23 protein-coding genes and 1 pseudogene are annotated in these 26,802 nt (G+C 69.0%); 14 read left to right on the forward strand and 10 right to left on the reverse strand.

From position 1 onward, the window contains the following. Positions 1–5 precede the first annotated feature (5 nt). Entirely contained in the window at positions 6–1,442 is a 1,437-nt protein-coding gene (locus CFB81_RS30665; protein WP_089437663.1) for an efflux transporter outer membrane subunit, read from the reverse strand. Further along, positions 1,439–2,467, reverse strand: a complete 1,029-nt coding sequence (locus tag CFB81_RS30670; RefSeq protein ID WP_089438137.1) for an HlyD family secretion protein — start codon at positions 2,465–2,467, stop codon at positions 1,439–1,441. The genes CFB81_RS30665 and CFB81_RS30670 overlap by 4 nt, the downstream gene beginning before the upstream one ends. An 83-nt stretch (positions 2,468–2,550) precedes the next feature. Between CFB81_RS30670 and CFB81_RS30675 the strand changes: the two genes are divergently transcribed. Next, a complete protein-coding gene (locus tag CFB81_RS30675; RefSeq protein ID WP_069619182.1) occupies positions 2,551–4,131 on the forward strand; it encodes an MFS transporter in 1,581 nt (526 codons plus the stop codon). Between the two features lie 100 nt (positions 4,132–4,231). Here CFB81_RS30675 and CFB81_RS30680 read toward each other — a convergent pair whose 3' ends face one another. After that, entirely contained in the window at positions 4,232–5,053 is an 822-nt protein-coding gene (locus tag CFB81_RS30680) for an alpha/beta fold hydrolase (RefSeq protein WP_256122016.1), read from the reverse strand. Between CFB81_RS30680 and CFB81_RS36920 the strand changes: the two genes are divergently transcribed. From CFB81_RS36920 to CFB81_RS30705, 6 genes and pseudogenes are all read left to right on the forward strand, one after another. Beyond that, positions 5,040–5,453 (forward strand): hypothetical protein, encoded by a 414-nt coding sequence (locus tag CFB81_RS36920; protein WP_373452664.1) that lies wholly within the window; start codon positions 5,040–5,042, stop codon positions 5,451–5,453. The genes CFB81_RS30680 and CFB81_RS36920 overlap by 14 nt on opposite strands. A 125-nt stretch (positions 5,454–5,578) precedes the next feature. Further along, a complete protein-coding gene (locus tag CFB81_RS30685) occupies positions 5,579–6,010 on the forward strand; it encodes a DUF3331 domain-containing protein (protein ID WP_069619180.1) in 432 nt (143 codons plus the stop codon). A gap of 64 nt (positions 6,011–6,074) precedes the next feature. Next, a pseudogene (locus CFB81_RS30690) lies at positions 6,075–6,895 on the forward strand (alpha/beta fold hydrolase). A 400-nt stretch (positions 6,896–7,295) separates the two neighbouring features. Next, positions 7,296–9,101, forward strand: coding sequence for a winged helix-turn-helix domain-containing protein (locus CFB81_RS30695; RefSeq protein WP_089437664.1), 1,806 nt, complete (start codon positions 7,296–7,298; stop codon positions 9,099–9,101). Positions 9,102–9,332: 231 nt separating this feature from the next. After that, a complete protein-coding gene (locus CFB81_RS30700) occupies positions 9,333–9,752 on the forward strand; it encodes a DoxX family protein (protein WP_069619215.1) in 420 nt (139 codons plus the stop codon). A gap of 111 nt (positions 9,753–9,863) precedes the next feature. After that, a complete protein-coding gene (locus tag CFB81_RS30705; RefSeq protein ID WP_089437665.1) occupies positions 9,864–11,345 on the forward strand; it encodes a mechanosensitive ion channel family protein in 1,482 nt (493 codons plus the stop codon). A gap of 43 nt (positions 11,346–11,388) precedes the next feature. Here the strand turns inward: CFB81_RS30705 and CFB81_RS30710 are convergent, their stop codons facing one another. Beyond that, positions 11,389–12,297 (reverse strand): LysR family transcriptional regulator, encoded by a 909-nt coding sequence (locus CFB81_RS30710; protein WP_069619176.1) that lies wholly within the window; start codon positions 12,295–12,297, stop codon positions 11,389–11,391. Between the two features lie 119 nt (positions 12,298–12,416). Here CFB81_RS30710 and CFB81_RS30715 point away from each other — a divergent pair, with 119 nt between their 5' ends. Then, positions 12,417–13,322 carry an AraC family transcriptional regulator gene (locus CFB81_RS30715; RefSeq protein ID WP_069619175.1) on the forward strand — a complete coding sequence of 302 codons (906 nt, stop codon included), beginning with the start codon at positions 12,417–12,419 and terminating at the stop codon, positions 13,320–13,322. A gap of 52 nt (positions 13,323–13,374) precedes the next feature. On the opposite strand, the gene CFB81_RS30720 is transcribed toward CFB81_RS30715, so the two are convergent. Next, the gene (locus tag CFB81_RS30720; RefSeq protein WP_089437666.1) at positions 13,375–14,052 is read right to left on the reverse strand and encodes a hypothetical protein; all 678 of its coding nucleotides are present in this window, start codon (positions 14,050–14,052) and stop codon (positions 13,375–13,377) included. Between the two features lie 106 nt (positions 14,053–14,158). Between CFB81_RS30720 and CFB81_RS30725 the strand changes: the two genes are divergently transcribed. Further along, a complete protein-coding gene (locus tag CFB81_RS30725) occupies positions 14,159–15,322 on the forward strand; it encodes an aldose epimerase family protein (protein ID WP_089438138.1) in 1,164 nt (387 codons plus the stop codon). Positions 15,323–15,349: 27 nt separating this feature from the next. On the opposite strand, the gene CFB81_RS30730 is transcribed toward CFB81_RS30725, so the two are convergent. Together CFB81_RS30730 and CFB81_RS30735 are read right to left on the reverse strand one after the other, a co-directional pair. Continuing rightward, complete coding sequence (locus tag CFB81_RS30730; protein ID WP_089437667.1) at positions 15,350–16,210, reverse strand: PhzF family phenazine biosynthesis protein; 861 nt, start codon at positions 16,208–16,210, stop codon at positions 15,350–15,352. 16 nt (positions 16,211–16,226) lie between these two features. Further along, entirely contained in the window at positions 16,227–17,045 is an 819-nt protein-coding gene (locus CFB81_RS30735) for a TrmB family transcriptional regulator (RefSeq protein WP_089437668.1), read from the reverse strand. A gap of 134 nt (positions 17,046–17,179) precedes the next feature. Between CFB81_RS30735 and CFB81_RS30740 the strand changes: the two genes are divergently transcribed. Together CFB81_RS30740 and CFB81_RS30745 are read left to right on the forward strand one after the other, a co-directional pair. Beyond that, positions 17,180–17,545: a RidA family protein gene (locus CFB81_RS30740; RefSeq protein ID WP_069619171.1), complete on the forward strand. Its 366-nt coding sequence runs from the start codon at positions 17,180–17,182 to the stop codon at positions 17,543–17,545. Beyond that, entirely contained in the window at positions 17,542–18,747 is a 1,206-nt protein-coding gene (locus CFB81_RS30745; protein WP_089437669.1) for an MFS transporter, read from the forward strand. The genes CFB81_RS30740 and CFB81_RS30745 overlap by 4 nt, the downstream gene beginning before the upstream one ends. Before the next feature lie 197 nt (positions 18,748–18,944). On the opposite strand, the gene CFB81_RS30750 is transcribed toward CFB81_RS30745, so the two are convergent. Further along, positions 18,945–19,916, reverse strand: coding sequence for an AraC family transcriptional regulator (locus tag CFB81_RS30750; protein ID WP_089437670.1), 972 nt, complete (start codon positions 19,914–19,916; stop codon positions 18,945–18,947). Positions 19,917–20,010: 94 nt separating this feature from the next. On the opposite strand from CFB81_RS30750, the gene CFB81_RS30755 reads away from it, so the two are divergent. Together CFB81_RS30755 and CFB81_RS30760 are read left to right on the forward strand one after the other, a co-directional pair. Then, positions 20,011–20,844 carry an oxidoreductase gene (locus tag CFB81_RS30755; RefSeq protein ID WP_069619168.1) on the forward strand — a complete coding sequence of 278 codons (834 nt, stop codon included), beginning with the start codon at positions 20,011–20,013 and terminating at the stop codon, positions 20,842–20,844. Positions 20,845–20,978: 134 nt separating this feature from the next. Continuing rightward, positions 20,979–21,815: an alpha/beta fold hydrolase gene (locus tag CFB81_RS30760; RefSeq protein ID WP_089437671.1), complete on the forward strand. Its 837-nt coding sequence runs from the start codon at positions 20,979–20,981 to the stop codon at positions 21,813–21,815. Positions 21,816–21,929: 114 nt separating this feature from the next. On the opposite strand, the gene CFB81_RS30765 is transcribed toward CFB81_RS30760, so the two are convergent. Then, positions 21,930–22,637, reverse strand: a complete 708-nt coding sequence (locus CFB81_RS30765; protein ID WP_089437672.1) for a DUF3142 domain-containing protein — start codon at positions 22,635–22,637, stop codon at positions 21,930–21,932. Between the two features lie 7 nt (positions 22,638–22,644). Further along, a complete protein-coding gene (locus CFB81_RS30770) occupies positions 22,645–24,819 on the reverse strand; it encodes a hypothetical protein (RefSeq protein WP_089437673.1) in 2,175 nt (724 codons plus the stop codon). 456 nt (positions 24,820–25,275) lie between these two features. Between CFB81_RS30770 and CFB81_RS30775 the strand changes: the two genes are divergently transcribed. Further along, positions 25,276–26,778: a hypothetical protein gene (locus CFB81_RS30775; protein ID WP_089437674.1), complete on the forward strand. Its 1,503-nt coding sequence runs from the start codon at positions 25,276–25,278 to the stop codon at positions 26,776–26,778. Positions 26,779–26,802 lie beyond the last annotated feature (24 nt).

The following is a 26,802-nucleotide window of genomic DNA, read 5'->3' on the forward strand; positions in this document are numbered from 1 at the left end:
TGCATTCACCGCGCGTCGGCCTGCGTCGCGCCGCGTAACCCGTCCCGGCCGGCGCGCGCCGGCGGCGTCCATCCGCCGCCCAACGCGCGCACGAGGCTCACCGTCGCGACGGCCAGCGCCTGCCGGCTGTGAATCAGCTGGCGCCGCGCATTCAGCGCATCGCGATCGGCGTCGATCACTTCCAGGTAGCTGACGTAACCGTGCGCGTAGCGGCTCAGCGACAGCCGCGCCGCCGCGTCCGTCGCGCGCGCCGCATGGTCGTAGCGCACGATCCGCTCCTTTTGCGCGGCGATGTCGTTGAGCGCATCCTGCACGTCGCGCAATGCGCCGATCGCGGTCGCGCGATAGTTGGCGTCGGCGACGTCCGTGCCGGCCCGCGCGGCGGCCACCGCCGCGTCGCGCTTGCCGCCGTCGAACAGCGTCAGCGCGACGTTCGCGCCGAGACTCCACAGCGAGCTGTTGCGGTCGAGAAACGACCGCAGGTCGCGGGTGGCGAAACCGCCGTCGGCGGTCAGCGTCAGCGTCGGCAGCCACGCGGTGCGCGCGATGCCGAGCTCGAGCGACGCCGCGTCGGCGCGCCGTGCCGCCGCGAATACGTCCGGGCGTCGGGCGAGCAGCGCGGACGGCAGCCCGGCCGGCACATCCGGCACCTGCACGGGCACGGCGCCCGTGTCGACGTCGAACGCGGTCGGCGACACGCCGGTCAGCACCGCGATCGCGTCGACGAGGTTCTCGCGCAGCCGGCGGCTCTCCGCGAGATCGGCCTGCGCGGTATCGAGATCGGCCGACGCGCGCAGCCCGTCGAGATCGCTCGCCGCGCCGGCCCGCACGCGCGCGGCGATCACGTCGAGCGCGGTGCGCCGCAGCGCGATCGCGCGCGTGAGCGTCACGAGATCGTCGTCGACGTAGCGCAGCGTCAGGTAGTCGATCGCGACTTCGGTCGCCACCCGCAGACGCACCGCATCGCGGTCGGCCGCCGCCTGCAGCACGTTCTGTTCGCCGACGTCGGCATCGCCGCGCAAGCGCCCCCATAGATCGACTTCGTAGCTCGCGGCGACGGGAACCGACCAGTTGTGCATCGTGCGCTTCGGCAGCGCGTTGTCGACCGTGCCGGATACGCGCGTACGGCTGAACGACGGGTCGACGCGCACGGTCGGCGCCAGCGCGGCCTCGCGCACGCCGAGCAGCGCCTGCGCCTGGTCGACGCGCGCGGCCGCCGCGCGGATATCGAGGTTGTGCGCGAGCGCGACGTCGACGAGGCGGCCGAGCTGCGGGTCGCCGAACCCGGCGGGCCACGCGGCGAGCGACGGCGCGCGCGCATCGGTCGACGGATCGGCATGGCGGAACCCGTCGTGTCCGACCGGAACGGGCGCGAGCGGCTGCGGCGCGATCGAGCATGCGGCCAGCAGGCTCGCGGCGAGCACGGCGAAGGCGCGCTTCATTGCGCTGCGCCGCTGTGCTGCAGCGTGACGACGACCGACAGCCCGGGCCGGATGCGCGGCTCCGTCGCGGCCGGACCGTCGAGCAGGATCTTCACGGGTACGCGCTGCGTGACCTTCGTGAAATTGCCGGTCGCGTTGTCGGGCGGCAGCAGCGCGAACTGCGCGCCGGTCGCGGGCGACAGGCTGTCGATGCGGCCGCTGAACGCGCGCTCCGGCAACGCATCGAAGCGCAGTTGCACGGCGTCGCCGGCGCGCACGTGCCGCAGCTGCGTCTCGCGGAAATTGGCGACGATCCACGGATGCGGCTCGACCAGCGTGAGCAGCGCCTGGCCGGGCGCGACATGCTCGCCGGTCTCGACGGTCTTCTTGCCGACATAGCCGTCCGACGGCGCGACGACCGCCGTGTAGCCGAGCTGCAGCAGTGCGTCGCGCAACTCGGCATCGTTCTGGCTCGACGCGGCGTCGGCGGCCTGAGCGGCGGCGATGGCGCTGCGCCGTTGCGCATCGGCCGCCGCGACGCGCGCGCGGGCGGACTTGCGTGCGGCGTCGGCCGCGTCGAACTCCTGCTTCGACAAGCCGCGCGGTGTCTCGCGGGTCAGTTCGCGTGCACGCGCGTAATCGAGTTCGGCCTTTTCGGCATCGGCGTGCGCCGACACGAGCGCCGCGTCCGCCTGCTCGATCAGCGCGCGGGCGCGGCTCGCATCGGCATGCGCCTGGGCGACGCGTGCGCGCTGCGCCGCGACGCGCACGTCGAAGTCGCGCCGATCGATCTGCACGAGCGCGTCGCCCGCGTGCACGAACTGGTTGTCGTCGACGAGCACACGTTCGACCGTGCCGGCGACGCGCGGCGAGATCACGTGCAGGTGGCCGGTCACGTACGCGTCGTCGGTGCCGCGATCGCGTGCGTCGAACTCGTACACGAGCAATGCGACGAGCAGCAGCGCGATCGCGGCGATCGCGACGATGGCCGGCTTGCGGGAACGCGCGGGCACGGCGGGCGACGGCGCGGAGGAGGGTGGGGTCATGATCGGCAAACTCCAACGTACGGGCAGGATTCGACGCACCGCGTTATGCTTGCGCCAGCTTGACAGGCGGGAGCCGCTCGACGATGAACACGACGTTCGCCACCGGCAGTGCCGTGCCGGCGCCGGCCGCAGGGCCGGCCTCCGACATTCCGACGTTTCGGTCGATCGCCGCGATCGCGGCCGTGCTGCTCGGCGCGATCATCGCGACGCTGACGTCGCGCATCACGTCGCTCGGGTTGGCCGACGTGCGCGGCGCGCTGGGCATCGGCTTCGACGAAGGCGCGTGGATCAACACCGCGTTCACCGCATCGCAGATGTTCGTCGGGCCGCTCGCGATCGCGGCGGCCTTCATGTTCGGCACGCGCCGCGTGCTGGTCGCGGGCGCCGTGGTGTTTCTCGGCGCGGAAACCGTGCTGCCCCTCTGCACGCAATTCGGCGCGTTCATCGTGTGCCAGGCGATCGCGGGGCTCGCGTCCGGCGTGTTCGTGCCGCTGACGGTCGGCTTCGTCGTGCGCACGCTGCCGCCGCGCCTGATTCCATTCGGCATCGCCGCGTATGCGATGAATCTGGAGATGTCGCTGAACCTGTCTGCCACGCTCGAAGGCTGGTACAGCGAACACCTGAGCTGGCGCTGGCTGTTCTGGCAGAACGCGGCGCTGACCGTGCCGTTCATCGCGTGCCTGATGCTGTCGCTCGCCGACGAGCCGATCAAGCGCTTCGCGTCCGGCATCGACGCACGCGGGATGCTGCTCGGCGCGGGCGGGTTCGCGTGCCTGTGCATCGCGCTCGACCAGGGCGAGCGGCTGTTCTGGCTGCAGTCGCCGCTGATCGTCGCGCTGCTGGCCGTCGGCATCCTGATGATCGCCGCATTCCTGATCCACGAACTCGCGTCGCCGCGCGCGGGCATCGATCTCGGCTATCTGGCGCGGCCCAACATCGCGCTGTTGATCCTGCTCGTCGGCCTCGTGCGCTTCACCGTGCTCAACACGAGCTTCATCCCGTCGCTGTTCCTCGCCAGCACGTACGGGCTGCGCCCGCTGCAGATCGGCGATACGCTGCGCTGGATCGCGATGCCGCAGCTGCTGTTCGCGCCGTGCGTCGCGCTGTTGCTGCAGCGTGTCGACCCGCGCCGGCTGATCGTCGCCGGCTTCGCGATGGTGGCGATCGCGTTCGCGCTCGGGTCGCGGCTCACGCCGGTCTGGGCCGAGCCCGACTTCATTCCGTCGCAACTGCTGCAGGCGCTCGGCCAGACGATGGCGCTCACGTCGGTCATCTTCTTCTTTGGCAAGCACGTGACGGCCGAGCATGCGTTGACGTTCGGCGCGGTCGTGCAGGCGACGCGCCTGCTGAGCGGACAGCTCGGCACGACGTCGATCGCGGTGATTCAGCGGATCAGGGAGGCTACCCATTCGAATCTGGTCGGTCTGCATGTGTCGCTGTCGGATCCGGAAACGCTCGAACGGCTGCGGGCCGGCGCGGCGTCGCTGGTCGCGCACGGCGCCACGTTCGCGACGGGCAACCAGGCGACCTATGCGCTCGTCGATCGCGCGGTGCGCGTGCAGGCTACCACGCTCGCGCTGGCCGACAACTTCCGCGTGGCGATGGCGTTCGCGCTCGCCGGCGCGCTGCTCGGCATCCTGCTGCGCCCGGTGCGGGCGCCGTGAGCGTCGCACCGGGCGATCTGAAATTTCCTGAAAATTCCTGAACGGCGTGTGTGCAGCATCCGTCGCGGCGACATGTGCGCCGCCGCGGCAGACGGCGTGCTTACGCCTGCAGGAACGCGAGCAATTCGGCGTTGATGCGGTCGGCGCTCACGACGCACATGCCGTGCGAGCCGCCCTCGATCACCTTCAACACCGCGTGCTTGACGATCTTCGACGACAGCCGGGCCGAATCGTCGATCGGCACGATCTGGTCGTCGTCGCCGTGCAGCACGAGCGTCGGCACGTCGAATTTCTTCAGGTCGTCGGTGTAGTCGACTTCCGAGAACTCCTTCACGCACAGGTACTGGCCATGGATGCCACCCATCATCCCCTGCGACCAGAACGCGTCGATCGTGCCCTGCGAGACCTTCGCGTTCGGGCGATTGAAGCCGAAGAACGGCACGGCGAGATCCTTGTAGAACTGCGAACGGTTCTCCGCGACGTTCTTGCGGATGCCGTCGAACACTTCCATCGGCAGGCCGCCCGGATTGGTCGGCGACTTCACCATCTGCGGCGGCACCGCGCCGATCAGCACGGCCTTCGCCACGCGCTTCGTGCCGTGGCGGCCGATATAGCGCGCGACTTCGCCGCCGCCGGTGGAGTGGCCGACGAGCATGGCTTCGCGCACGTCGAGCGCGTCGAGCAGCGCGGCGAGATCGTCCGCGTACGTGTTCATGTCGTTGCCGCGCGACGGCTGGCTGGAGCGGCCGTGACCGCGGCGGTCGTGCGCGATCACGCGATAGCCGCGCTGGACGAGGAACAGCATCTGCGCATCCCACGCGTCCGCGCACAGCGGCCAGCCGTGCGAGAACACGACCGGGCGGCCGCTACCCCAGTCCTTGAAGTAGATCTGCGTGCCGTCCTTGGTCGTGATCGTGTTCATCGTCTGCGCTCCTGCATGGACTGAAGAGGGGCTTGGGGACGGCGTGCCGGCGGCGGCCGCCATCGCGGGCAGCGCGGCCGCGGCAACGGCCGTCGCGCCGGCGAGCAGCATGTCGCGGCGGCGGGCCGACGCAACGGCATCGGTCTGTTCGGGATGCATCTGGACTCCTGAGGTAGGCGGCGGCGAGGCCGCACGGGATGGTGGATCGGTGGCGGCCGGCCGCGGCCATCCCGCCCGGCAGCCGTCCGGCGTGCGCTGCCGCGCGTCGACTGGCGCGCGCGGACGAACGAATGCCGTCGGGAGCGTATCCCGGCGCGATGCGCGCCGTACTGAAATCCGGCTGAATTTTCTTGAACGCCGCGGCGCCGCGCGCGGATTTGCCGCGCTGCAGAAAAATTAAGCGCGGGACAGGGACTCTTCAGCGCACGGCGACTATCGTCAACATCGGGTCACCGGCACACGTTGCGCGCCACGCGAACGGGCCGGCGGGCCCGCTCCGCCCGTCACCTGCCTGGATATGCCGCCATGGACGCCTTCAATCGCTGGGAGCACATGATCACGTCGCTCGGACCGCTGCCCGTCGCGGGCGTCCGGATGCTGCCGATGCCGCGCGCGCGGGAGACGGACGGCTCGCGTCGCCCGCATCGGGACGATGCGCCGGTGCCGTCGAGCGGCGACGTGCGCCGCCGCAGCGCGATCGTCGCCGTCGAGCGGCAGACCGATTCGTCGATGCTGGTGTCGTGGAGCGATCCGACGCGCTGCCGCTACGACGAACAACGCTGGATCTGCGCGAAGGCGCGCAGGCTGGCGCGCTGCGCGCTCACCGGGCAGCCGATCCGGATCGGCGACGCGATCTACAAACCCCAGTGGCGCGGCGAGAAACGCCCCGCGAACTGCCGCGAGATGGTCCTCGCGACGGCGCTCGAGCAGTTCGTCGCGCGGCAGTCCCGGGCATGACGCACCGCGCCGCACGCTTCGGCCGCGTGCGCGGCCGCGACTTTCCTGCCTGAAAGGAACCCTCATGAGCACGTTCACCACCCGCGACGGCGTGTCGATTCACTACAAGGACTGGGGCAGCGGCCGCCCGGTCGTGTTCATTCACGGCTGGCCGCTGAACGCCGACATGTGGGACGTGCAGATGCATCATCTCGCGTCGCACGGCCTGCGCTGCATCGCATACGACCGGCGCGGCTTCGGGCGGTCCGGCCAACCGTGGAGCGGATACGACTACGACACGCTGGCCGACGATCTCGCGACGCTGCTCGAGACGCTCGACCTGCACGACGTGACGCTCGTCGGCTTTTCGATGGGCGGCGGCGAGGTGGCCCGCTACATCGGCCGGCACGGCACGCGCCGCATCGCGAAGGCGGTGCTGATCGGCTCGGTGACGCCGCTCGTCGTCCGCCGCGACGATCATCCGGAAGGTGTGGACGTCGCGGTATTCGACGGCATTCGCGCGGGCATCGTGGCCGATCGCGCGGCGTTTTTCGACGGTTTCTGGCCGCTCTTTACCGGTTCGAACCGCGACGGCTCGACGGTGTCGCGCGCGGCGCTCGGCTGGACGTCGGTCATGGCGCTGCAGGGCGGACTGAAGGGCACGCTCGATTGCGTACGCGCGTTTTCCGAGACCGATTTCCGTGCCGACCTGCAACGATTCGACGTGCCGACGCGGGTGATTCATGGCGACGACGACCAGACGGCGCCGCTCGCACTGACCGGCGCCGCCACCGCGAAACGGGTCCCGCATGCGACGCTGAGCGTCTACGAAGGCGGCCCGCACGGCTCTACCTGACGCACGCGGCCAGGCTGAACGACGAACTGCTGGCGTTCGCGCGGGCCTGAGCCCGCGCCGCGCGGCGAATCGCGCCGCAAACGCGGGCAAGCGCGCCGACGGACGGATAGTCGGCCGGCACAATAAAGGCGTCTGAAAATAAACCGGCCGGTCAATCAAAACGAACAATGCGGCGCATTGCTCCGATCAAAAAACATTTCGTCTGATATAACGAAATCGTATTTATCGGCGCATCCACGATTTGCACATGAAACGTGCGCGGCCCTGCCGCATTTCGGTGCGGGGGCGCAAGGCAGCGCTTCGGGGCGGCATTTTTCGTCATTTCAAAAAAATCGTGCCGTTCATTCTGATAATTTGAATCATTCGACCATGCAAATACCGTAGCATTGATACCGAACCGGCCCCCGATTTCAGCGGGGCGCCGTTGAATGTCACCCTCAAGAAATTCTCATGATCCGGATTGGAACACTTCACGTTTTTCTCGACAGACGTGAAATTCGTTCGAACGGCAAGCTGCTGCGCATCGGCAGCCGCGCATTCGAAATTCTCGAGCTGTTGATTCGGGCGAACGGCGCGCTGGTATCGAAAGACGACATCATGCAGCGCGTATGGCCGCACACCGTGGTGGAGGAAAACAACCTGCAGGTGCACATCGCCTCGCTGCGCAAGGCGCTGGCCGGCGACCGGAACCTGATCGTGACGGTGCCCGGCCGCGGCTATCGTCTGGTCGTCGGGCAGGACGACGGCGACGCGCCCGTGCGTCCCGCGATGTGGCGGCCGTCCGCTGCGCCGAGCGCGTTGTTCGGCCGCGAACAGACGGTCGCCGACGTGCTGGCCGCCCTGCAGGGCGCGCGCGTCGTGACGCTGGTCGGCGCCGGCGGCATCGGCAAGACACGGGTCGCGATCGAAGCGGCGGCGCGCGCCGACGCGCGCTTTCCGGAAGGCACCGTGTTCGTTTCGCTCGCCACCGTCGCGTGTCCGCGCTTCGTGCCGGATGCGCTCGCCGGCGCATTCGGCATCACGCAGCCGATCGGGTCGCTGACCCTCGAAGCGGTGCTCGCCAGCGTCGCGCGTCGGCGGATGCTGCTCGTGCTCGACAATTGCGAGCATCTGCTCGACGCCGCCGCACAGATCGCGAGCGCGCTCACCGATGCGGACGACGGGCTGTGCGTGCTCGCGACGAGCCGGGAATCGCTGCGCATCCACGGCGAGCGCGTGTGTCCGGTGCCGCCGCTCGACGTGCCCGACGAAGGGGCCGGCGATCACGAGGCGATGCGCGCGAGCGCGGTGCAGTTGTTCGCGGCGCGTGCGCGCGCGGCCGATCCGCGTTTTCCGCTCGATGCGCGCAGCCTGTCGTTGATGGCGTCGGTCTGCCGCCGCCTCGACGGCCTGCCGCTCGCGATCGAGCTGGCCGCGGCCCGCGCCGCCGTGCTGGGCATCGACGTGCTGGCCGCCCATCTCGACGATCACTTTCGGCTGCTGACCGGCGGTTTTCGCACCGCGTTGCCGCGTCATCAGACGCTGCAGGCGATGTACGACTGGAGCTACCGGCTGCTCGGGGAGGCCGAGCGCCTGCTGCTCCGATGGCTCGGCGTGTTTCGCGACGGCTTCTCGATCGAGGCCGTGCGCGAGGTCGTCGGCGCCAACGGGCTGGCCGGCGCCGACCTGCTCGATACGATCGCCGGCCTCGTGTCGAAGTCGCTGCTGATCCTCGAGACCGCACACGGCGCGCCGCGCTACCGGCTGCTGACGACCACGCGGGCCTACGCGCAACAGCAGCTCGACAGTCACGGCGAGGGGGCGGCTGCCGCGCGCGCGCATGCGACCTACTTCCTCGCATTGTTCCGGCGCGCGGCCCACGGTGGCGACGAGCTGCGCAGCGACGCGAACGGCACGACCCGGCTCGATGCGGTGCGGCGCGAACTCGGCAATCTGCGGGCCGCGCTCGACTGGGCGTTTTCGGCGCAGGGCGACGCGGCGCTCGGCATCGCGCTCGCGGCCGTCGCGGTGCCTTGCCTGTTCGACCTGTCGCTCGTCGACGAATGCCGCGAGCGGGCGCGCGTCGCGCTCGATGCGATGCGCGACGCAGACGCGACCCCGGTGTCCGACGATGCGCGCGTGCGGTTGCTGGCCGCGTATGCGGCCGCGCTCGCGCATACCGCGGGGTCGACACAGGTTGCGCACGATGCGTGGTCGGAGGTGCATGCGCTCGGACTCGATGCGGCCGAGGCCGAGCTGCCGTCGCGCGAGTCGTGACGCCGGGTTCGCGCGTGTCCGCCGCGTTTCAGAACGATTCAGCCCGGTTACAGGACGGCGGCGGGCGGCACGCGTAGATTGCCTGAACGGAGGGCGCCCCGCACTTCGTCGGCACGCGTGCGCGCCGACCCCGTGCGCTCGCCGACATCGCGCGACCCCAATGAACGCCGGCGCGGCGAAACGCCCGGCGTGCGCGCGGCCGCGCATCCCGCTCAATCGACGAACCGCCGCATGAAACCTGACCAACCGGACCTTTCCCGTCGCGCGACCGACCTCGGCCTGCTGTTCCTGCGTGTCGCCGCCAGCGTGCTGCTGCTCGTGGTGCACGGCTTGCCGAAGATCGTCCATTACACGGCCGAAGCCGCGGCCATCGAAGATCCGTTCCATCTCGGCCGCACGCTGTCGATCCTGTTCGCGATCTTCGCGGAGGTCGTGTGCCCGATCTTCATGATCGTCGGTCTGTACCCGAGGCTGGCGGCGCTGCCGGTGATGATCGTCACGCTCGTCGCGCTGGTGTTCGTCCACCCGGACTGGCCGCTGCGCGATGCGCAGTTCGCGTGGATGCTGCTGATCCTGTTCGGCACGATCGCGATCGCGGGCGCCGGCCGCTATGTGTTGCCGTTGCCGGGCGTCGTGCGTCGGCGTGACTAGCCGCAGCCCGCGCGTCGGCGGGCAGCACGCGATGTGCCTGACGATTCCGTTCCCGCGGCGACCGACGTGCTGCCGCTTCCCCCTTTTCGCGCGCCGCGCTTGCGATCCGACATGTTGAATTTCTCCGATACGGCGGTCTACGGCGCGCCGATCGTGCTCGCCGATCTCGCCGCGTGGCGGCTGTTCGCGCGCGATCGCCCCGTGGTTCGCGCCATCCGGCGCTGCGCGGCGTTCGCCGCGTTGAGCGTCGTGCTGTTCGCGACCGGCGTCAGCCCGCTCGCCGTTCCCGCGTCGCTCGGCGGGCTCGACCGGATCGTGGTCCAGGCCGTCTGCATCGCGTGGTGGCTCCAGTGCGCGATCGTGTTCAGCCTGCTGCTCAATCATCTGCTGCTGCCGCGTGCGTGGCACAGCCAGCGGCTCTTTCACGATATCGCCGCGGGCATCGTGTTCGGCGCGGCCGCGGTAGCCGCGCTCGGCTATGTGCTCGGCCTGCCGTTGAGCGGCCTGGTCGCGACCTCCGGCGCCGTCGCGGTGATCCTCGGTCTCGCGCTCCAGAACACGCTGAACGACGTGTTCTCGGGGCTCGTGCTGAACACCACGCAACCGTTCCGGCTCGACGACACGGTGTCGATCGGCGAGCTCGAAGGGCGGATCGTCGAGAGCAACTGGCGATCGACGAAGCTGATCGACAGCCTCGGCAACCTGGTCGTCGTGCCGAACAGCGCGGCGGCGCGCGCCACCATCGTGAACCTCAGCGAGCCGGCCGGCCTGCACGGCGTCACGCTCGCGCTCGACCTCGATCCCGCGGTGCGGCCGGCCGTCGCCGTCGGCGCGCTGGAACGGGCCGCGGCGAGTTCGCTCGACGTGCTCGCGTGCCCGGCGCCGATCGCGGTCGTGAAGGCGTTCCGCGCGAACGCGATCCAGTACGAACTCGTCTGCTACGTCGATGCGCTACAGAAGAAGACGACCGTGCGCAACGCGCTCTATGATCTCGCGCATCGGCATCTGGCCGCGGCGGGCGTCGCGTGGCGGCCGCTTGGCGGGCCGGCGCCGGCGTTCGCATCGCCATCGCAAGGGCATCCGGTATCGCGTCGGCTGCTGCTGTTGCGTGCGGTCGAATTGTTCGCGTGCGTCGACGACGACGATCTGGCCGTGCTGGCCGATGCGTTGATATCGCGTTCGTTCGGCAAGGGCGACGTGATCTATGCGTCGAATTCGGAGTCGCGCGTGCTGACGATCGTCGAATCGGGCGTCGCGGCGGTGTTCGTGCCGGGCGCGTCCGGCGACGTCGAAGTCCGGCGGATGGCGCCGGGCGATGCGATCGGGCAGTCGGTCGTGCTCGCCGGCACGCGGCTTCACGCGACCGTCCATGCAGTGACCGCGATGACCGTGCATCAGCTTCGCAGCGAGGATCTGTCGGCGCTGATCGGCAGGAAGCCGGCGCTCGGCAGGCTGATGTGCGAGTCGCTCACCGCCCATATCGCGACGGAGGAGAGGATGATGATTCCGCCGGTCGAGAAGGCGCACGCGGGGTTCAGCCTGATCGGCTGGCTCGAGAAGGAAATGAAGCGGCTGCACGATTCGCTCGGCTGACGCGCGTGCGGCTCCGGCGGCCGGCGCCCCGTGAACGGGCGCGTCAGTCCGGCGTCGTGAAACGCTCGACGAGATCGGGCTGGTCGAGTTGCTCGACCCACCAGTGCAGCGCGCGGCCCGCCTCGTCGCCGCGCCACGCGAGATAGCAGTGCGTGGTGTCGCGCATGCCCGTCACCTGGCGCGCGACCAGCTTGCCGTCGGCGATCGCACGCGCCGCGATGCATTCCGGCAGGGTGCCGACCGCGAGCCCTTCGCATTGCGCTTCGAGTTTCGCGGCCAGCGTCGGTACCGCGAGGGTCGGCTGGCCCGCATCGATCGCGACCGACTGCGGCTGCAATTCGCGCGACGTATCGCTGATCACCGCGCCGCGATACTGGACGACCGACGCCATCGCCAGCGGTTCGGGCATCGACGCGAGCGGATGGGACGGCGCGACCGCGAACACGTGTTTCAGCGAGCCGATCGGCCGCGCGACGATGCCCGGCAATTCCGGCGGTTCGCCCGCCGCGCCGACGACGAGATCGGCCCGGCGCGAAATCAGCGCATCCCACGCACCGCCGAGCACTTCGGTCGACAAACGCAGCCGCGTGTCCATCCCGAGCGCGTAGAACCGGTGCACGTACGGCCACAGCGCGTCGAACGGCAGAATTTCATCGATACAGACGCGGACTTCCGTTTCCCAGCCTTGTTGCGCCCGCAGTGCCTTCATTTCGAGTTGTTCGGCCGCGCGCAGCAGGCGCCGGCCTTCCTCGACGACGATGCGTCCCGCATGCGTGAGCTTCGCGCGCCGTCCGCTGCGGTCGAACAGCGCCACGCCGAGATCGCTTTCGAGTTTCTGCACCAGGTAGGTCAGCGCCGACGGCACGCGATGCAGCAGTTCCGCTGCTTCGGCAAAGGTTCCGGTGCGGTCGATCGCGTCCAGGGCTTCGAGCGCTTCGAATGACAGCTTCATTGCGAATTCCCGTAGAGGTGGCTGGCGCATCATACCAGTGCCGCTACGGCGCGAGCAGCGTGCGTCGCCGCGATTTGCTAGAGTGGCGGGTATCGTCATTCGCCACCCCGCATCGCCCCATGAGCGCCCCTCAGCCGGATACCGCATCGTCCGATTTCATCCCGGCCGACGTCAGGCAGACCGTCGTCACGCAAGCGTTGCCGCACGGGCAAATCGGTATCGTCCGACTCCAGAGCTTGCGCAGGAACTCGGGGCTGACCGCACCCTACGAACTCGAGAATACGGATCTCATCGTATTGCAGCTGCGTCCGTTCGGCGAACAGGATCTGTGGCTCGATGGCCGCCCCGCACCGTTCGTTCCGTATGACGCGGGAACCGTGTCGATCTACGATCTCGATCGTCGCTGGGTGGCCGACCTCCAGGGCGCGTTCGATTGCCTGCATTTCCATCTGCCGCGCCACACGCTCGAGGAAACGGTCGACGACCTCGGCGGCCGGCGGCGGCCGCAGCTTTACCTGCCGCCGCATCTGAGCACCCACGACTCGATCGTCCATGCGCTCGGCCAGTCGCTACTGCCGGCGCTGGCCCGGCCGGGCGAGGCATCGCAGATCTTCATCGATCATGTCGGGCTGGCGTTTCAGGCACACGTCGCTCACCGTTACGGCGGCGTCGGCGAACGGCGGGAAAGGTCGGACGGCAAGCTCACGCCGTCGCAGGCGCGCCGTGCGCAGGAGCTGTTGCTCGAGCACCTCGACGGCAACATCGGGCTGGCCGACGTCGCGAGCGCGTGCGGGCTGTCCCGCAGCCATTTCGTCAAGGCGTTTCATCGAACGACCGGGCTGCCGCCGCATCGCTGGCTCATCGTGCAGCGCGTCGAACGGGCGAAGGAATGGATGCGCAATCCGAACGTGCCGTTGAGCATGATCGCCGTTGCGTGCGGCTTCGCCGATCAGAGCCATTTCTCGCGAACCTTCATGCGGTTGACCGGTGTCACGCCACGCCGGTGGCGCGCGGACCATACGTGATCGTCGCGACGCGGAGGCGGGGCGCGCCGGTCCGTCGCGACGTGCCCGGCGCCTACGCGTAGAAGTCGATCAGCGTGTCGAGATTGCGTTGCGCGCGCGGCTCGAGCGGCGCGAATTCCGCCGAGCGAAACAGGGGAACCTGCTCGCGCAGATGTTCGAGCGCCTGCTTGCGGCCGATGCGGAAGCTTGTCGATGGCGCATCGGGATCCTGCGCCCACTCGCGTGCAATTGCGCGGTCGTATTCGCGAAGCCGGTCCGGCGCGGCCGCGAGGATCGCGAGATCGGCGTCGAGAAAAAGCTGTCCCGCGCGCTGCAATGTCGGATCGGCGGCGAACGTTTCAGGCAGCCGGTGCGACTGCGTCGCGAGGACGAGATCGGACGCAACGGATACATGCGATGCGTGCGCGTGCAACCATGACGCGGTACAGTGCGCGTTCGTGACCTGCACGAGCCATTGCGCACTGCGCGGTTCGTTGTCCGCGTAGTCCGGCAGCGTCGTCGCATAGACGGCATCGTGGGCCCATGCCGCGAGTTCGATGGCCGGCCATAGCGGTTCCGCGCGATACGGCGCGAGGTGCGCGAACAGTTCCGCCAGATGGGCGAGCGTGTGATAGAAGCGCTGCGGCTCGCTGTATGCGCGCTCGATGAGCGGCCACACGGCCGCCGTGCCGAAGCACACATCACAGGCGGCGCGCAGCGTGCGCTCGATATCGGGGGTGACGGCGTTCATGGCGGCGACCGGCTCGGGTGGACGATGCGCGCAGCATAGCAAACGCGGCGACGTGCCGGCATGCAACTTGCACGCCGGCACGGGCCGCATCACTTTGGAGGTCTTCATGAAACGACGCTGGCCGCGACAATCGATGCTCGCGATAGGTGTGTTCGCAACGTTCGGCTTTCATGCCGCCATCGCATCGGCGGCGGCCGAGGTGTCGATCAGCCGCTCGGATTACGGGACGACCGCGAGCGGGCAGGCGGTGAGCCAGTACACGCTCGCGAACCGGCACGGCGTGACGCTGAAAGTGATCACGTACGGCGGCATCGTGACGGCGCTCGACGTGCCGGACCGCACCGGCCACGTTGCCGACATCGTGCTCGGCTTCGATTCGCTGCGCGACTACGAAGCGCACAACGGCAACATCCATTTCGGCGCGCTGATCGGCCGGTATGCGAACCGCATCGCGGGCGGGCGTTTCGCGCTCGACGGCAGGACGTGGACGCTGCCGGTCAACGACGGACCGAACACGCTGCACGGCGGCCCCGACAGTTTCGACGCGAAGGTATGGAAGGTCACCGGCACGCACAGCGATGCGACCGGTTCGAGCGTCACGCTGCGCTACGTGAGCCCCGACGGCGAGAACGGCTTCCCCGGCACGTTGACGACCGACGTGACCTACACGCTGACCCGCGACGACGAGATCCGCATCGACTACCGCGCGACGACCGACAAGAACACGGTCGTGAACCTGACCAATCACAGCTACTTCAATCTGGCGGGGCAGGCCGGCGGCAGCGTCGAACGGCAACTGATCGAGATCGCCGCATCGCGTTTCACGCCGACCGACAATACGTCGATTCCGACGGGGCAACTGGCGAGCGTCGCGGGCACGCCGATGGATCTGCGCCAGTTGACGCCGATCGGCGCGCATTTGCGCGACGCGTATCCGCAGCTCGCGATCGCGCACGGCTACGACCAGAACTGGGTGCTGGACCAGGGCGGCCAGCCGGCGCCCGCGTTTGCCGCGCGCGCTTACGACCCGGCGTCCGGGCGTTTCCTCGAGCTGTACACGACGCAGCCGGGGCTGCAGTTCTATACGGCCAACGGCCTGAACGGCAGCGTCGCGGGCAAGGGCGGCACGGCCTACCGGCAAACCGATGCGTTCGCACTGGAAGCCGAGCATTTTCCCGATTCGCCGAATCGTCCGGCGTTCCCGTCGACGGTGCTCAAGCCGGGCGACACGCTGCACGAAGTGACGGTGTGGCGGGTGGGCGCGCGATGACCGTCGGCGCTGGCGGGCGCGCGGCGATCACACGTTGATCGTGCCGCGCCCGATTTCGATCACGCGCCCGCCGACGCCGATTTCGCCCGCCGCATCGACCGACAACCGCAGCAGGCAAGGCCGGCCGACGGCTTCGCCTTGCTCGACGCGAAACGCGGCCGGCAGATCGTGCCCGGCGGCGAGCAACCACCCGCCCAGGTTCGCACAGGCCGATCCGGTGCCCGGATCTTCCGATACGCCGCCGCCTTGCTTCACGAAGAAGTAGCGGGCCACGACCGTTCCCGGGCGTTCGGCGTCGAACGCGAACACATAGGCGGTCTTCCGGCCGAGGCTGCTTCGCGGCCAGATGTCGAGGTGCGCGCCGTCGGGCTGCGCGCGCCGCACGGCAGCCGGATCCTTGAGCGCGACCAGCAACTGGTCGGCGCCGGTGTCGACCCACAGCGGCGGCGCGAGCAGGTCGTCCTCGGCAAGCCCGAACAGGGCCGCGGCCCGCGCATCGGACAGCGCGCACGGCGCCGTGTTCGGCATGCCGGCGTGCGGCGCGATGAGGGTCCACACGTCGGCGCGCGCGGTGACGTCGACGACGCCGGCCTTGAATTCGAGCGACAGCGCGTCGCCTGCCTCGAGCAGGTCGCGCACGACGTGCGCGGTGCCGAGCGTAGGATGGCCCGCGAAAGCCATCTCGTAGCCGGGCGTGAAGATGCGCACGCGTGCATGCGCCCGCTCGGACGGCAGCACGAAGGTCGTCTCCGACAGGTTGAACTGCACGGCCAGCGCCTGCATGGTCGCGTCGTCCATGCCGCGCGCATCGTCGAACACGCAAAGCGGGTTGCCGCCGAACGTCGATTCCGCGAAGACGTTCAGCAGGCGGAAGGTGTATCGGGTCATCGGTATCTCGTGCGGATCAGCCCTGCTTGTCGAGCGGTGCAAGCATCGCCTGCAGGTCGGGATGCTTCAGCACTTTCCGGTATTCCGCCGGCCCCATCGCGTCGATCAATACGCGGCCGCTCACGTCGGCCTTGATGTACTCGACCGCGAGCAGCGCGATGACCGGATTGGTCGTCTGCGTCGCATGGTCGGGCGACTGGTCGCCGAATTCCGCGACCACTGCCTCGGTGTTGTCCGCGACCGCGACGGCGAGCCGCCGCCCCGAGAGCCGCAGCCTCGCGCTGGCGCCGCATTGGGCCATGTCGTAGTGGCGCGGCCCGTCGAGCGTGCGATTGCCGTAGATCGCCACGTGCGTATCGATGCCGCGCGCCGCGGCCGCTTCGAGCGGCGGCCCCAGGGCGTCGATTTCCTCGTCCCACACACCCGCGAAGATCTCCGTTTTCGCCTGGTCGATCACGCGCGCGAATGCGCTGACGATCGCCTCGCGTCCGCTCAACGACCAGACCAGCCCCGGCTCTTGCCGCACCGGCAGCCGGTCGAGCGCGCCCGCCGCCAGTTCGAGATCCGCGTTGAAGCGCGTGCGCAATTCTTCCAGCAGCGATCGGTGCGGCACGGCTGCATAGCGGACCGGCTCGGACCGGTTGACGAGCACCGCGCCGCGCGCCTCCAGGCGGCCGAGCGTCTCGTAGACCTTCGATGGCGGCATGCCGGCGCGCCGGCCGACTTCCGCACCCGTCAGCGCGGCTTGCCCGACGAGCGCCGCGTACGCCTGCGCCTCGTATTGCGTAAAGCCGAGCCGGATCAATGACGTGATCAGTTCCGCGTTTTCGTTCATGTGGATGGACTTGAATGGCCGTGACGGGCGTCACGGACGGGCTTGATTAACTACCGGAGTAGTATAGAATCGATCTCACTTACTACCGAAGTAGTAAGTGAGATTTCCGAACCTTACCGAAGAGGATCAACACGATGCGTCAACGGATCAGTACCGGCTCCCCGTGGGAGCCCAAGGTGGGCTATTCGCGTGCAGTGGTCGTCGACAACACGATCTACGTGTCGGGGACGGCAGGCAAAGGCGACGACGTATATGCGCAGACGCGCGATGCGTTGGCGACGCTCGGCAAGGTCCTCGCGGACAGCGGATTCGCGTTGTCGGATGTCGTCCAGAGCCGGCTGGTGGTCGCGGATTTCGACCATTGGGAAGACGCGGCGCGGGCGCACGGCGAGATCTACGGCGATATCCGGCCGGCGTTCTCGCTGGTCCATGCGTTGCCGTTCGTCGATCCCGAGATTCGCGTCGAGGTCGAGGCGATCGCGGTCCGGACCGCCGCATGACGGTCGCCGGCCCGCACGCGTCCCTGTCCCGCCCCGCGATCGCGATGCTCGCGCTCGCGGCGGGCGTCGCGAGCGCCAACGGCTATGCGCTGCAGCCGTCGTTGTCGGCGATGGCCGACGACTTCGGCGTGCCGGCCGCGCGGATGGCGACCCTCGCGTCCGTGACGATGCTCGGCTATCTGGCCGGCCTTGCGCTGCTCGTTCCGCTGGTCGACCGGTTCGGTCCGCGCACGCTCATTCCGGCGCAACTGGGCGTGCTCGCGATATTGCTCGCGTGCGCGTCGCTGTCGTCGACGCCGCTCGCGCTCGATGCCTGCTTCGTGTTGGTGGGGGCGGCCACGACGGTCGCCGCGCAATGCAGCGCGGTCGTCGGGAAGCACGCAGACCCGCAGCGGCGCGGCGGGGCAATGGGCGTCGTCTCCGCGGGGATTTCCGCCGGGATCCTGCTGAGCCGTTTCGTCGGCGGCGCGTTGTCGCAATGGTGCGGATGGCGCGGCGCGCTGCTCGCATTGGCCGGCTGCGTGACGCTGGCGGCCGTCGGCAGCGGCGTGCTGTTGCCCGGCGATCGCCCCGAAGGGCGTTCCGGCCGCGCTGCCACGATCGGCGCGATTCCGCGGCTGTTGCGCGACAGCGCCGCATTGAGGCGCCGCACCGGCGCCGGCATGCTGTGGTTCTTCGCGTTCAATCTGGTGTGGGTGGGACTGGCGATTCGTCTGGCCGCGCCGCCGTACAACCTCGGGGCGGCCGCGATCGGCGCATACAGTCTCGCCGGCGTGCTCGGCCTGGGCGTGACGCGGGGGGCCGGCAAGCTCACGGATCGCTTCGGCGATCGTGCGGTGATCGGGGGCGGGCTCGCCGTGGCTGCGCTTTCCACGTTGCTGCTTGGCGTTGCGCTCGGTCATCCGGGCTGGCTGGGCGTCGGGCTCGCGCTGTTCGATGCCGGTTGTTTCGCCGCCCAGGTCGCGAACCAGGCCCGTGTCGTGGCGATTCAGCCGGCGCGCGCCGGTGCGTTGAACGCCGCATACCTGACGCTGTATTACGCGGCCGGCGCCGGCGGCGCCGCAGCGGCAGGCATGCTCGTCGAACGGATCGGGTGGGGCGCGATGATGATCGTCGCGGCCGGTGCGGTGACGGCGGCCGCGTGGGTCGGGGCAGCACGCCTGAGCGCCGATGCCGCGGGCGAACCGACGTCCGTCGGTTGAGCCGGGGAAATTGTCGCGTTCCGGTTCGCCGCGCTGCTGAATGCGGATCGGCCGCAGCAATACGCGGACGGCGAACGTGCCGGCTGCTGCTGCCGGGCGGATCGGCCGCAGGACATTCGCGGCGTGACCGGCGCTGGCCGGCCTGACGCTCGGTGCGGCGTGATGAACGCGTGCGTCGCGGCCGGTTTCCGCACGTATCAATGCGACGACACGAACCTCGCATCGTCGAACGCTTCCGGAATCGCGAAGTTCGCGCGCATGCGCTGCGCTTCCTTCGCCGGCGTCAAGCCGAACAGGCGTTTGAATTCCCGGCTGAACTGCGACGGGCTCGTATAGCCGACCGCGTAGCCGGCCGCTTCCGCCGTCAGGTCCTGCCGCACCATCAATAACCGCGCCTGATGCAGGCGCGTCGATTTCAGGTACTGCATCGGCGACACCTGCGTGATCGCCTTGAAGTGACTGTGAAAGCTCGGCACGCTCATGCCGGCTTCGCCGGCCAGTTGCGACACGTCGAGCGGCCGCGCGTAATCGGCGTGGATCATGCGCAACGATCGCCCGATCCGGCCGAATTGCCCGCGCATCGCCAGCGCGCCGCGCATCGCGTTGCCCTGCGCGCCGGTCAGCACGCGGAAATACAGCTCGCGAAGCAGCGCCGGGCCGAGCACCGCGGCGTCGAGCGGCCGCTGCATCGCGTCGACGAAACGCAGCACCGATGCGTGCATCGCATCATCCATCGGCGTCGACATCATGCTCTTCGGCGCCTGCACGGTTTCCGCGACGCCGGCGCGGTCGATCTGCGCGGCGAGTTCGGCGGCCAGCGTGAAATCGAGGTGCAGGTACAGCGCGAGCAGCGGGCGCTCGGGTGTCGCGTCGGTTTCCATGCTGAACGGAACGGGCACGGAGACGGCCAGGTAATGGTGTTCGTCGTACAGATAGCGCTCGCCGCCGAAGTAACCGCGCTTCAACCCCTGGCACACGATCACGATGCCCGGGTCGTACAGCACCGGCGTGCGCGACAGCGCGCGGTTCGAGCGCAGGACGCGCACGCTCGGCAGCGCGGTCAGGTTGTAGCCTTCGTTGGGCGCCAGCGCGCGCAGCAGCGTCACCAGGCGCTTTCGGTCACGCGGCGACAGCGCCGGAGGTCGGGTGGAGACGGGTGCGGTGCTCATAGTTTTGTGCAAGAAAATAAGCGGAATCGGGCTTATTCGGCGTCGTTCATCAGACTAGTATGCACGCTCCAATCCACATTCGGGAGAAGCTCGCATGGCATCCGGCAACATCATGCTCATTACCGGCGTCAGCAGCGGTTTCGGCCGCGCGCTGGCCCAGGAAGCGCTGGCCGCCGGTCACACGGTGGTCGGCACGGTGCGCAGCGCGCAGGCGGCGCGCGAATTCGAAGCGCTGTCCGCGCAGGCGGCCGTCGCGCGCGTGCTCGACGTGACCGACTTCGAGCGCATCGACGGCGTCGTCGCGGACATCGAGGCGAACGTCGGGCCCGTCGACGTGCTGGTGAACAACGCGGGTTACGGGCACGAAGGGATCATGGAGGAGTCGCCGCTCGACGAGATGCGGCGGCAGTTCGACGTGAACGTGTTCGGCGCGGTCGCGATGATGAAGGCCGTCGTGCCGTTCATGCGCGAACGCCGGCGCGGCCGCATCCTGAACATCACGTCGATGGGCGGGCACATCACGATGCCGGGCATCGCGTACTACTGCGGCAGCAAGTTCGCGCTGGAGGGCATTTCCGAGACCCTCGGCAAGGAGCTCGAGCCGTTCGGCATCGCGGTGACGGCCGTCGCGCCGGGTTCGTTCCGCACCGACTGGGCCGGCCGCTCGATGGCGCGCACGCCGCGCTCGATCGCCGACTACGACGCGCTGTTCGATCCGATCCGCCGCGCGCGCGAGGAAAAAAGCGGCAAGCAGCCGGGCGATCCCGCGAAGGCCGCACGGGCGATGCTCGCCGTGATGGCAGCGGACCATCCGCCGGCGCATCTGCTGCTCGGCAGCGACGCGCTGCGCCTCGTGCGCGACAAGCTTGCGGCGCTGGACGACGAAATCCGCGCGTGGGAAGCCGTGACGGTGTCGACGGACGGCTGACGGGCGCGGCGTCGTTCGTTCCTGCTAGTGGACGATCGGCCATTGCATTGCACGATGGCGTCGCGGTTTCACAATAAAGCCGATAATGGCGGCGGCCCGTTCGCCACGTTCATCCACCTCACAGGAGCACCGCGATGCCATACGTCACCACGAAGGACAATGTCGAGATTTTCTACAAGGACTGGGGCCCGAAGGACGCGCAGCCCGTCATGTTTCACCACGGCTGGCCGCTGTCGAGCGACGACTGGGATGCACAACTGCTGTTCTTCGTTCAGCACGGCTATCGCGTGATCGCGCACGACCGCCGCGGCCACGGCCGCTCGGCGCAAGTCTCGGACGGCCATGACATGGATCATTACGCCGCGGATGCGTTCGCGGTCGTCGAGGCGCTCGACCTGCGCAATGCGGTGCATATCGGTCACTCGACCGGAGGCGGCGAAGTGGCGCGCTACGTCGCGAAGCACGGCGAGCCGGCCGGCCGCGTCGCGAAGGCCGTACTGGTCAGCGCGGTGCCGCCGCTGATGGTGAAAACCGAATCGAACCCCGAAGGCTTGCCGCTCGAGGTGTTCGACGGCTTCCGGAAAGCGCTCGCCGACAATCGCGCGCAGTTCTTCCTCGACGTGCCGAGCGGCCCGTTCTACGGGTTCAACCGCGAAGGTGCAACCGTGCATCAGGGCGTGATCCGCAACTGGTGGCGGCAGGGGATGGAAGGCAGCGCGAAGGCGCATTACGACGGCATCAAGGCGTTTTCGGAAACGGACCAGACCGAAGACCTGAAATCGATCTCCGTTCCGACGCTCGTGCTGCATGGCGAGGACGACCAGATCGTGCCGATCGCGGATTCCGCGCTGAAGTCGGTCAAGCTGCTGAAGAACGGCACGCTGAAGACGTACCCCGGCTACTCGCACGGGATGCTGACGGTCAACGCGGACGTGCTCAACGCCGACCTGCTCGCGTTCGTGCGGGCGTAATGATGGCGGCGCCGGCCCGCTGCGGCGGGCGGCGCCGCGATTGAAAACAGGCGATCCGGCCGCGGCGTTGGCTACGGCAGCCGATCGCCCCGCCGTGTTTGCGCCCGCTGACCGCTACCCGTTGCGCAAGAACACGACGTAGCCGCGGAACCACGGATTCGACGCGAGATACGGCGGCGCGTCCCACTCGCCGCCCTGGATCACGCCGATGCGAAACGGCAGTTGCAGCCGCGCGACGCGCGGCAGATAGGCCGCGTAGTCGGCAATCGTGCGGCGGCCCTGATAGGTCTGCACGACCACCTCGTCGACGATGCCCTTGAGCTGGTTGACCTGGTCGGTATCGATGCGGCTGCTCCAGTCGAGCAGCCCCGTGATGCTCAACAGGCAATCGGCGGGCAATGTATCGCGCAGCGTGCGCAGGAACGCGAGGTAATCCTGCAGATGGCGCGTACCGGCGTCGAAGTCGATCTGGATGCCGGCGATCGTGCGGCCCGACGCGCGCCAGCGTGCGAGCTGCGCGAGCATGATCCGCGTGACGCGCGGCGTCCAGCGCAGCGTATGCGCCCGATAGACGAGCCACACGCGTGCGTCGGGCGCGGGCGGCAGCGCGACGCCCTGCGCGATCACGCGCACCTGCGACTCGTCCCGCGGCGACGCTTCGATCTGGCCTTGCAGCACGTAGACGATGCGCGCACCGCGCACGACCGCCTGCGGCTTCACGCCCGCCCACAGCCAGAACGCGTCGTACCGCGCGGCGTCGACGGTGCCGGCCAGCGCGACGCGCGCGGCCAGCAGCAGCGCGATGCACGCGATGCGCTTCATGTGGCGCTTACCAGTAGTAGCGAAGCTTCTGCGCCCACGGGCTGCCCGGATAGGCGGTCTTCAGCGTGTCGAACCAGCGCTTGCGCGTGCTCTTCGGCACGTCCTTGCCGCCGCATTCGTTGGAGCCGCCCGGTGCGTAGCACTTGATCGCGCGGTAGAACGCGTACGCGCGGTCGTTCGGGTTCGCCTGCGTATCGGCCATCACCGTCACGTAGCTCGACATCCGCTCGTACGGCTGGCCCGCGAACTGCGACGGCGCCGCGCCGAGCGTCGGCGGCACGCGCGGGGCGGTCGTGCCGGACGCATTGCGGACCCACGACGGCGCCGGATCGCTTTCGAGGCCGGACGCGGGCGGATGCAGCCGCACGAAATCGGCGAGGCAGTTCAGCCCTTTCGGATCGGCGGGATTCTGCTGCAGCGTCGCGGCGACGTCGCGCGCCGACAGGCACGTGTAGCCGTCTTCGTTTTTCGCGCCGGCCGCGACGAACGGCTTCAACGGATCCGTGGGCGTGCCGGGCACCAGCGCGGTATCGGCGAGGAAGTCCGCGTAGTGCGAACGCGTGAGCTCCTTGTACAGCAACGTGTACAGCGCGGTGCTGCGCAGCGCGCCGGTGGTCGCCTGATTCTGCGCCTGCGCGCGCAGCAGGTCGGCATTGGCCGCGCGCTGCAGCAGCACCCCGCGGATCGCGGCGTTCTGCACGGGCGAATCGTCGGCGAACACGTCGTTGACGAGCCCGGCCTGCTCCAGGTTGATCGCGAGCGCGAGTTCCAGCATTTCGCGCTGGAAGCGGAACGTCGCGAGCGGGATCAGGTCGCGCCACAGCTGGCGGGCCTTGTCGTTCTGGCCGCTGTCCTCCAGCGCGAACCCGCGCAGCGCCTGCTGGCTCAGCCCGAAGTAGTCGAGCGGTGCGGCGGGCGTCTGCGGCAGCAGGTCGAGGGCGGCGTCCGGCTTGTGCCCGAGCTGCACGTACCAGGTCGCGAGCAGGTAGTCGTACAGCGCGGGCGCGTTCGCGAAGCGCGGCTTCTGCGCCTGCAGCTCGTCCAGCGTCATCGGCTTGCGGCTCGCATCGCTGCTGTCCGATGCGCGCATGCGCTGCAGGTCGACGGTGGCGAGCACGGTCGGCGACTGGATCTGGCGCGCGTCGAATTCCGGGCCGAACAGCAGCTTGCTGTCGAGTTCGTTCGCCAGTTGCATCAGCGGCACGTTCGACGTCGCCGGCGACCAGCGCGCGAGCGCATGACCGTACAGGTCGGCCTGCTGCGTGACGTTGCCGCCGAGCCACGCGACCCGTCGCAACAGCCCGCTCGCGGACACCGCGTAGCGCCCCTTCGGATACACCTTCAGGTAGGTCCGGAACACCGTGTTCGCCGCGTCGAGCGATACCTTCGTCACGCGCGCGCGCGTCGGCGTCGGGCTGTCGTTGTCGAATGCGTTGGCCTGCGCGGCGTTCAACTGCGCGCGCCCGGCCATGTAGAGGCCGGTTTCCTTCAGCCACGGGTCCGCGCTGTGCGATGCGTTCGCGAACGCGCGGGTCGCGGTGAGGAAGTCGGCGCGGTAGAACGCGTTCGTGCCGTCGAGGTACGCGGCGAACTGCTGGCCGAGCGGCGACTTGACCGGCGGCTTCGTCCACGCGGCGCTCGCGCCGCCCGCCGCGCAGGTTTTCTGCGCGATGTCCGCGCGCGCCGCGCGCAGGCGGGCGGCCTCGTCGGCGGGCAGGCCGCCGGCGCCGCCCACTGCGTCGTTGAACGCGGCCGCACCCGCGCTCATGCTGCGGCAGATGCTGCCTTCGCCGTCCGCGTACCGGTTCGACGACGCATCGGCATCGGCATCGGCCGCGCCGCCGGTCCTGTCGGGCACCTTCTGGCCGATGTCGATCCATCCGGAGAAGTCCATCGGGAACGGCACGACGATCCGGTCGATCCGCTCTTTCGCCGGGATGGTCTTCGGATCGGGAAACACCTGCGCGACCTTGCCGCTGTCGACCATCATCAGCATCGCATTGATGCGTGTGTCGTTGGCGGGCGTCAGCATCGGTACGTTGCCGCACGAGTAGGAAGTCTGCCGGAGCGTGTTCGGCACGTAGCAGCCGTCGTCTCCGCTTGCATGGGCGGTCGGCGTCCACAGCAGGCTGGCCGCCAGCGCGGCAAGCAGGGTTCGGTTCAGCGTCGGGTTTCTTCGCATTTTTCTTGTGTCGGGTAGGGGGCCGCGACGGCCGGTTCTCTCAGGGGGTGTTTTGTCCCGGCGCGTATCGTACCTCACGGGCCGTCATGACCGGCAGTGTGCCGGCCTGCCAGCCGCGCCGGGGGGGGGCAGGCTCCCTCGAAACGGAAATCCACTCAGTGTGGACGCAACGCCACCTTGAATCCGGATCGCTTGAATTAAGATGCAGCCGGCAGTGGCGGACGTCCGACGATGGACGACCTGACGGGGGCCGCGCTGCATGACGGGGGAGGGCTGCCGAAAGCGACGTACGCGTCGATCCGCACGACGGAATCGATCATGAAAGGGACGCGGACAAATGCCGGTTTCCACGCTCGTTCAATAGCACGACGTAATAATTTTACGGGCGAAACGATGCGTCGTATCCGCTCGACGGCAGACGAGAGTACGCCGACAAATGAAAACAAGAGGATCCCGATGAAACCCATTACATGGATGGTCATGGCGGCCGCGCTCGCACTGACCGCATGCGGCGGCGACGATGTCGCGACGAACGGCGGTGCGTCGTCGACGTCGAGCAACCCCGGTTCGCCGTCCGGCTCGACGTCGCCCGGCGGCGGGTCGACCGGTGGCCCGACCGGCGGCGGCGCCACGCAGCCGCAGGCCGGCTGGTCGACGGCCGCCGCGGTGGACGGCAAGGGGCCGGAGGGCGCCCCGAGCGTGACGATCGACGCGAACGGCAATGCGCTCGCCACGTGGATGACCAACGGTCCGGCCGGCGCGAACGGCAACGAGATGTGGGGCGCGCGCTATGCCGCTGGCTCAGGCTGGGGAACCGCGACGCGGCTCGACACGGGCGACGGCTCGCATTCGATGAACACGACGAGTTCGAGCCCGTCGCGCGTGGTCGGCAACGCGAGCGGGCAGGCCGTCGCGTTCTGGACCGAATGGATGCCGGGTCCGAACACGTATGCGCTGTGGGCGCGCCCGTACAGCCCGGCCGGCGGCTGGGGCGCGGCGTTCGAAGTCGCGCCGGACGTGACGGGGTCGACCTATTCGGCCGGGATCGACGGCCAGGGCAACGCGCTCGTCGCGTGGACGCAGTCGATCAGCCTGCTCGATACGCGTATCGCGTGGACGCGCTACACGCAGTCCGGACAGTGGTCGCCGACGGCGTTGATCCAGATGCCGGTGCAGACCGGGCCGGGCGCGGTGACGGGCGACACCGACAACGTGGGGCCGATGATCTCGGTCCTGTCGTCCGGCCGCGCCGTGCTCGCGTGGCGGCAGACCAACCATACGCACTCGGCGCTGTGGACGGCCACGTACGACGCGGCCAACGGCTGGACCGACGTCAACCAGGCCGTATCGAACACGAGCCTGTTCACGACGATCATCTCGCCGGTGGCCGGCATGGACGCGAAGGGCAACATCACGCTGCTCTGGGGGCAGCTCGACGTGACGGGCGGGAAGCTCACCACCACCACGATGTCGCAACGCTATGTGTCCGGCACCGGATGGCAGCCGTCGCAACCCGTGGCGCCTGCCATCGTCGAGCCGACCGGCTTCATCGCGACGCCGATGCTGGCCGTCAACGAAAACGGCGTGGCGGCCGCGATGTGGGCGGAAGGCGGCGCGGCGCTGCAAGTAAGCGTGTCCGATGCAAGCGGCAACTGGGGGCCGTTGCAGCGGCTGACGGAACACCTGAACGGCGCGGCAATCCAGTACCCGCCGCTCGTGGTCGATGCGGGCGGCAACGTGACGGCCGCATGGCAGGACACCGGTTTGCCGGGCGCGTCGGCGGTCGTCGCGGCCAGCTACCGGAAGGGCGCGTGGAGCGCGTCGACGGTGGCGCCGCAGAGCGCGTCGTGGCCGGCGCTGGCCGTCAACGCGACGGGAGCGATGGCGCTGCTCTGGCAATCGTATGTCGCGACGATCGGCAGCCAGATCCAGGCTAGTTTTTATACGCCGGGCACGTAAGCGCCTCGCATTGGGAAATCGAAG

The organism is Burkholderia sp. AU28863 (genome assembly GCF_002223195.1).
In the GTDB taxonomy this organism is placed as follows: domain Bacteria; phylum Pseudomonadota; class Gammaproteobacteria; order Burkholderiales; family Burkholderiaceae; genus Burkholderia; species Burkholderia sola.